We start from the raw sequence: 4,815 nt of genomic DNA, 5'->3' as shown, positions 1-4,815 counted from the left end.
GTGCGTGGCGGCCAGGGCCTGGCCGAACGACCCGGCGACGTCGGCGGTCGCCTTGCCCGGCTCGACCCAGCGCAGGATGAGGCAGCCCTCGTCCACGGCGAGCACGTCGGGTACGGCGACCCCACCGCCGGCGGTCGCCTCGCCCAGCCAGCGGAGGCCGTGGGCCTCGGCGGCGAAGAACCCCTCGGGCGCGTGCGCGACGGTCTTCATGATGGCCGTGGTCCCGTCGGAGAGCCGCAGCTTCGTCGCGGTGGCGGTGTCACCGCCGGCCACCGGGGCGGTGGCCACGACCGCGTGCCCGAGCAGGCCCTCGGCGTGCTGGGCCAGGTTGGGCTGGCGGGTCACGACAGGTCCTGCTGCAGCGCGGAGACCAGCGCGGCCGACGTCCGCTCGACCATGGCCAGCACCTCCTCGAACCCCGCGTTCCCACCGTAGTACGGGTCGGGCACCTCGCCACCGGTTCCGATGGGATCGAAGTCCCGGAACAGCCGCACCCGCCCCTGGTGCGCGGAGGTCGCGGCGGCCAGCACGTCGGCGAGGTTCTGCTCGTCCATCGCGAGGACCAGGTCGTGCCGCTCGAGCCAGCCGGGGTCGAACAGCCGAGCCCGGTGCCGGGTCGGGTCGAAGCCGGCCGCCGCGAGCGTCGCCGCGGCCCGCTGGTCCATCGGCTGCCCGATGTGCCAGTCCCCGGTTCCGCAGCTGTTGACGGTCACCTGACCCGACAGCCCCGCCCGCTCCACGTGCTCGCCGAGGACGACGTCGGCCATCGGCGACCGGCAGATGTTGCCGAGGCAGACCAGCGCGACGGCGTACTCGCCCGGCCGCCGCGGCGGGGGCAGCTCAGTGCTGGGCTGGCTCAGGACTTCTCACCGATGATGCCGTCGACGACCCAGGTCGTCAGGGTGATGACGATGGCCCCGCCGATCGCCGGCCACCAGCCGGTCACCCTGAACCCGATGTCGAGCTCGCCGGCCAGCCAGCTGGTGAGCCGGAGCATCGCGGCGTTGATCACCAGCAGGAACAGCCCGAGCGTCACGATGATGAACGGGATCGACAGGATCGTGAGGATCGGCTTCACGAACGAGCTGACGACGCCGAGGATCAGCGCCACCAGCAGCAGCGGCACGAGCTTCTCGGTGAACTCGTCCGGCCACTGACGCGGGCCGGTGAACCGGATCCCGTCGATCAGCCAGGCCGCCACCGCGACCGCGATCGCGGTGGTGACCAGCCAGCTCAGGAAGCGCATGCGGTCAGTCTGGCAGGTCTGGGAGACCGAGCGCCTCGGCGATGTCGCGCTCGGCGTCCTCGAGGTGGACGACGAGGAAGTCGTACGCCGCGTCGAGGCGGCCCTCCTCCAGCAGCCGGACCAGCGCCGCGTGGGTGCCGGCCTGGTCGTGGGCGTTGCGGCGCAGCCGGTCGACCTGCGCCAGCGCGAGCCTGAGCTCCAGCACCAGGTTCTGCTGCATGGCGACCAGCCGGGGCGAGCCGGTGAGCCCGACCAGCGAGGTGTGGAAGGCGAGGTGCCGCTCGTTGAGCTCCTGGTAGGACGCGTCGGACTCGATCGCGCCGATGTAGGCGGCCAGGGTCTCGCGCACCTCGGCGCGCTGCTCGTCGGTGGCGTCGGCCCAGGCCCGGATCCCCGCGCCCTCGAGGACCAACCGGGCGCAGCAGACGTCGTGCACCGAGTCGGCCTCCGGGCTGGCGACCGAGACGCCGCGGTTGGGCTCGCGGGTGGCCAGCCCCTCGGCGACCAGGACGGTCAGCGCCTCGCGCACGGTCGGGCGGGACACCCCCAGCGACGCGGCGAGCGCGACCTCGCGCAGCGGCGTACCCGACTCGAGCTCGCCGTCGAACACGGCGCGGCGCAGCTCGGCGGCGACCCGGTCCACCGTCGAGGAGTGCTCGACGTGCAGGGTCCCGAACGCCACGTCGGGTACGGCCGGCTGCGACACGTGCACAGTGTCCCCCATCCCGCCCCCCGCATACCGGCCCTCCGTCCCGGGCGCCGGCTTGCGCGTCCGAGGACGGTGCCCCACACTGGGCCTCTGTCAGATTGTCTGACAATCCTAGACCGATGAGGGAGGACTGGCGAATGCTGAGCTGGGGCAGGCACTACGTGATGGTCGAGCCGACGCACTTCCGCGTCGACTACGAGATCAACCCCTACATGCACGTCACCGACCAGCCCGACCCGGCGCTCGCCATGCACGAGTGGCAGACCCTGCGGTCGACCATCGAGCGCCTCGGTGGCCGGGTCGACGTCCTCGAGCAGCGTCCGGACGCGCCCGACATGGTCTACGCGATGAACCTCGGGCTCGGCCTGGTCCGGCCGCACGGCCCCCACGTCGTGATGTCGCACATGCGCTACGCCCAGCGCCGGATGGAGTCGGCCTCGGCGCAGCCCTGGTTCGCGGGCCGCGGGTTCACCACGTCGTACGTCGGTCGGGACGGCGTCGGCGCGCACTTCGAGGCCGGAGACGCGTTCCCGTTCGGGGGCGAGCTGCTGGTCGGCTACGGCCCGCGCACCGACGAGCTGGCCCTCAAGCACCTCGCGAACGATCTCGGTGTCTCGGTCCGCGGCTTCCGCATCGTGCACCCGTCGATGTACCACTTCGACCTGGCGTTCTGCCCGCTGGACGACCGCCGCGCCCTGGTCGCCCCGTCGGCGCTGGACCCCGCCTCGGCCGAGGCGCTGCTCGACCTGGTGCCCGAGCCGCTGGTGCTCACCGAGGACGAGGAGCTGGCGTCGTTCGCGACGAACTCCATCGTCATCGGGTCGACGATCGTGATGCCGGCGTGCCCCGACCGGGTCCGCGAGCAGCTCGAGGACTGGGGCTTCGCCGTCGAGCTCGTCGACGTGACCGAGTTCCACAAGGGCGGCGGCTCGATCCGCTGTCTCACCAACCCCGTGGACATCACCGTCGGGCGGGACCTGGCGCCGGTCGACGGCGGCCGGGTCACCCTCCCGCCGGTCTGACAGTCCGGCCGCCGGCACCGTGGGGGGAGCCGGCGGCCGGGCGCCACGTAGCGTTTGAGCCATGTTCCCGGTGGGCGGCGTGGGGGTCATGCTGCTCGGGGCGGTGCTCAGCGGCCTCGCGTGCCTGGGTCTGGCCCTCGCGGTACGCCGCCGCACCGGGTGGACGTGGGCGGCGAGCCTGGGCCTGTTCGTCTGGTCCCTGATCGGGCTGGCACTGGTGACGCTGCTTCCCGCGAACGGCGCGCCCGGCATCGTCTCCGCCGAGGGGCGACTCGACTACTGCTCGTGGGACATCGGAGGTCCGGCTCCCGACGGCTTCTGGATCCTCCCCGGTGGCCAGCGGCTGCTCAACATGGTCGTGTTCGTCCCGAGCGGGGCCCTGCTGGTCCTGGTCGCCGCGCGTTGGCGGCGGTCGGCGTGGGTGACCGTGCCGATCGGGTTCGCCCTGCTGGCCGGCTACTCGGTCCTCATCGAGATCACGCAGCTGGCGTTGGCTCGGCTGGACCGGGCCTGCGACGTCACCGACATGATCGACAACGTCACGGGAGCCGCGATCGGCGTCCTGCTCGGCGTCGTGCTGGCCCTGGTGCTCCGCCCGTGGCGGAGCCGGGAGGTCAGCGGCGGGGTCAGGCGGCCGAGCGCGCGATGAGGTCGAGCGCCTCGTCGTCGTACTCGGCCGCGAGCTGCGCGACCAGGACGTCGTTGCCATCGGCAACCGCGCCGTTGATGGCCGCCACGTAGCGGTCGTGGAGCTCGCTGAGCTCGAGGGTTGCGGTGTTCATGACTCCAGTGTGGACCTCGAATTGGATCGTTCCAATGGTTTTCGGACGTGACGCTGCCCACCCGCTCGTGGACGGTGGAAAGGTCTCCCCGATGAGTCCTGCCGGTCGACCAGCTGAGGCTCACCAGCCGGGCCTTCGGCAACGGCGTCGTGCTGCTCCGGTACGCAGTGGGCGGAGGTCCTACGGTGGACCGGTGACCGGTCCCCGCCCACGCCCCAACGTCACGACGATCCCGGCCTACGTCCCCGGCAAACCGCCCGTCGCCCGGCCGGGGCTGACGGCCTACAAGCTGAGCTCCAACGAGAACCCCTACCCACCGCTGCCCGGTGTCGTGGAGGCGGCGACCCGCGCGGTCGAGACGATGAACCGCTACCCCGACATGGGCAGCAGCGCGTTGTACGACGCGCTCTCGGCCCGGCTGCACGTCCCGGCCGACAACCTGGCGGCCGCGACCGGGTCCGTGGCACTGATCTACCAGCTCCTGGCGGCCTACTGCGAGCCCGGCGACGAGGTCGTGCACGCGTGGCGGTCCTTCGAGGCCTACCCGATCGCGGTGGCCGCCGCCGCTGCGACCTCGGTGCCGGTGCCCGTCACGACCGACGGCCGGCACGACCTCGACGCCATGGCGGACGCGTTCACCGACCGGACCAGGGTCGTGATGGTCTGCACGCCCAACAACCCGACGGGCCCGGCCGTCACGCAGACCGAGCTCGACGCGTTCCTCGCCAAGGTCCCGCCGCACGTCGTCGCGGTCGTCGACGAGGCGTACGTCGAGTTCGTGCGGATGGACGACGCGGTCGACGGTCTCGCGACGCAGGCCCGGCACCCCAACGTGGTGCTGTTCCGGACCTTCTCCAAGGCCTACGGGCTGGCGGGGCTGCGGGTCGGCTACGCGGTCGGCGGCCCGGAGATCGCCGCAGCCCTGCGCGCGGTGTCGCTGCCCTTCGGCGTCTCCGCGGTCGCCCAGGCCGCGGCGATCGCCTCGCTGGCCGCCGAGGCCGAGCTGTTCGAGCGCGTCGACGCACTGGTCGCGGAGCGGGATCGCGTGGCGGGGGG

General features: G+C 72.5%; 8 protein-coding genes. 3 read left to right on the top strand and 5 right to left on the bottom strand.

Going from position 1 to position 4,815, the window contains the following annotated elements; all coding sequences use genetic code 11:
• The 4 genes from JHD21_RS20705 to JHD21_RS20690 all read right to left on the bottom strand — a co-directional run.
• Nucleotides 1-345, bottom strand: a 345-nt coding sequence (locus tag JHD21_RS20705) for a fructosamine kinase family protein (protein ID WP_292679256.1), incomplete at its 3' end; no start/stop codon positions are given.
• Nucleotides 342-800: a low molecular weight protein-tyrosine-phosphatase gene (locus JHD21_RS20700; RefSeq protein ID WP_292679259.1), complete on the bottom strand. Its 459-nt coding sequence runs from the start codon at nucleotides 798-800 to the stop codon at nucleotides 342-344. The genes JHD21_RS20705 and JHD21_RS20700, both read right to left, overlap by 4 nt.
• A gap of 56 nt (nucleotides 801-856) precedes the next feature.
• Nucleotides 857-1,246, bottom strand: a complete 390-nt coding sequence (locus JHD21_RS20695) for a phage holin family protein (protein WP_292679254.1) — start codon at nucleotides 1,244-1,246, stop codon at nucleotides 857-859.
• Between the two features lie 4 nt (nucleotides 1,247-1,250).
• Complete coding sequence (locus JHD21_RS20690) at nucleotides 1,251-1,952, bottom strand: GntR family transcriptional regulator (RefSeq protein ID WP_292679251.1); 702 nt, start codon at nucleotides 1,950-1,952, stop codon at nucleotides 1,251-1,253.
• A gap of 140 nt (nucleotides 1,953-2,092) precedes the next feature.
• Between JHD21_RS20690 and JHD21_RS20685 the strand changes: the two genes are divergently transcribed.
• Nucleotides 2,093-2,977, top strand: coding sequence for an arginine deiminase family protein (locus JHD21_RS20685; protein WP_292679246.1), 885 nt, complete (start codon nucleotides 2,093-2,095; stop codon nucleotides 2,975-2,977).
• A gap of 61 nt (nucleotides 2,978-3,038) precedes the next feature.
• Nucleotides 3,039-3,626, top strand: a complete 588-nt coding sequence (locus tag JHD21_RS20680; protein WP_292679243.1) for a VanZ family protein — start codon at nucleotides 3,039-3,041, stop codon at nucleotides 3,624-3,626.
• Here the strand turns inward: JHD21_RS20680 and JHD21_RS20675 are convergent.
• Nucleotides 3,604-3,759, bottom strand: coding sequence for a hypothetical protein (locus JHD21_RS20675; protein WP_292679240.1), 156 nt, complete (start codon nucleotides 3,757-3,759; stop codon nucleotides 3,604-3,606). The two genes, JHD21_RS20680 and JHD21_RS20675, sit on opposite strands and share 23 nt — an antisense overlap.
• Before the next feature lie 193 nt (nucleotides 3,760-3,952).
• On the opposite strand from JHD21_RS20675, the gene JHD21_RS20670 reads away from it, so the two are divergent.
• Nucleotides 3,953-4,815 (top strand): histidinol-phosphate transaminase (locus JHD21_RS20670; protein ID WP_292679238.1); only part of this gene is annotated, 863 nt, incomplete at its 3' end.

The sequence above is a fragment of the Nocardioides sp. genome, assembly GCF_016462705.1.
In the GTDB taxonomy this organism is placed as follows: Bacteria; Actinomycetota; Actinomycetes; order Propionibacteriales; family Nocardioidaceae; genus Nocardioides.
The sequence above is the reverse complement of the archived record's forward strand: the minus strand, read 5'-3'. Positions and strand labels throughout refer to the sequence as shown.

What these genes read in the sequence shown, in the direction of transcription:
- JHD21_RS20675 (WP_292679240.1), bottom strand. Translation starts at nt 3,759, where the DNA reads ATGAACACCGCAACCCTCGAGCTCAGCGAGCTCCACGACCGCTACGTG.
- JHD21_RS20685 (WP_292679246.1), top strand. Translation starts at nt 2,093, where the DNA reads ATGCTGAGCTGGGGCAGGCACTACGTGATGGTCGAGCCGACGCACTTC.
- JHD21_RS20695 (WP_292679254.1), bottom strand. Translation starts at nt 1,246, where the DNA reads ATGCGCTTCCTGAGCTGGCTGGTCACCACCGCGATCGCGGTCGCGGTG.
- JHD21_RS20680 (WP_292679243.1), top strand. Translation starts at nt 3,039, where the DNA reads ATGTTCCCGGTGGGCGGCGTGGGGGTCATGCTGCTCGGGGCGGTGCTC.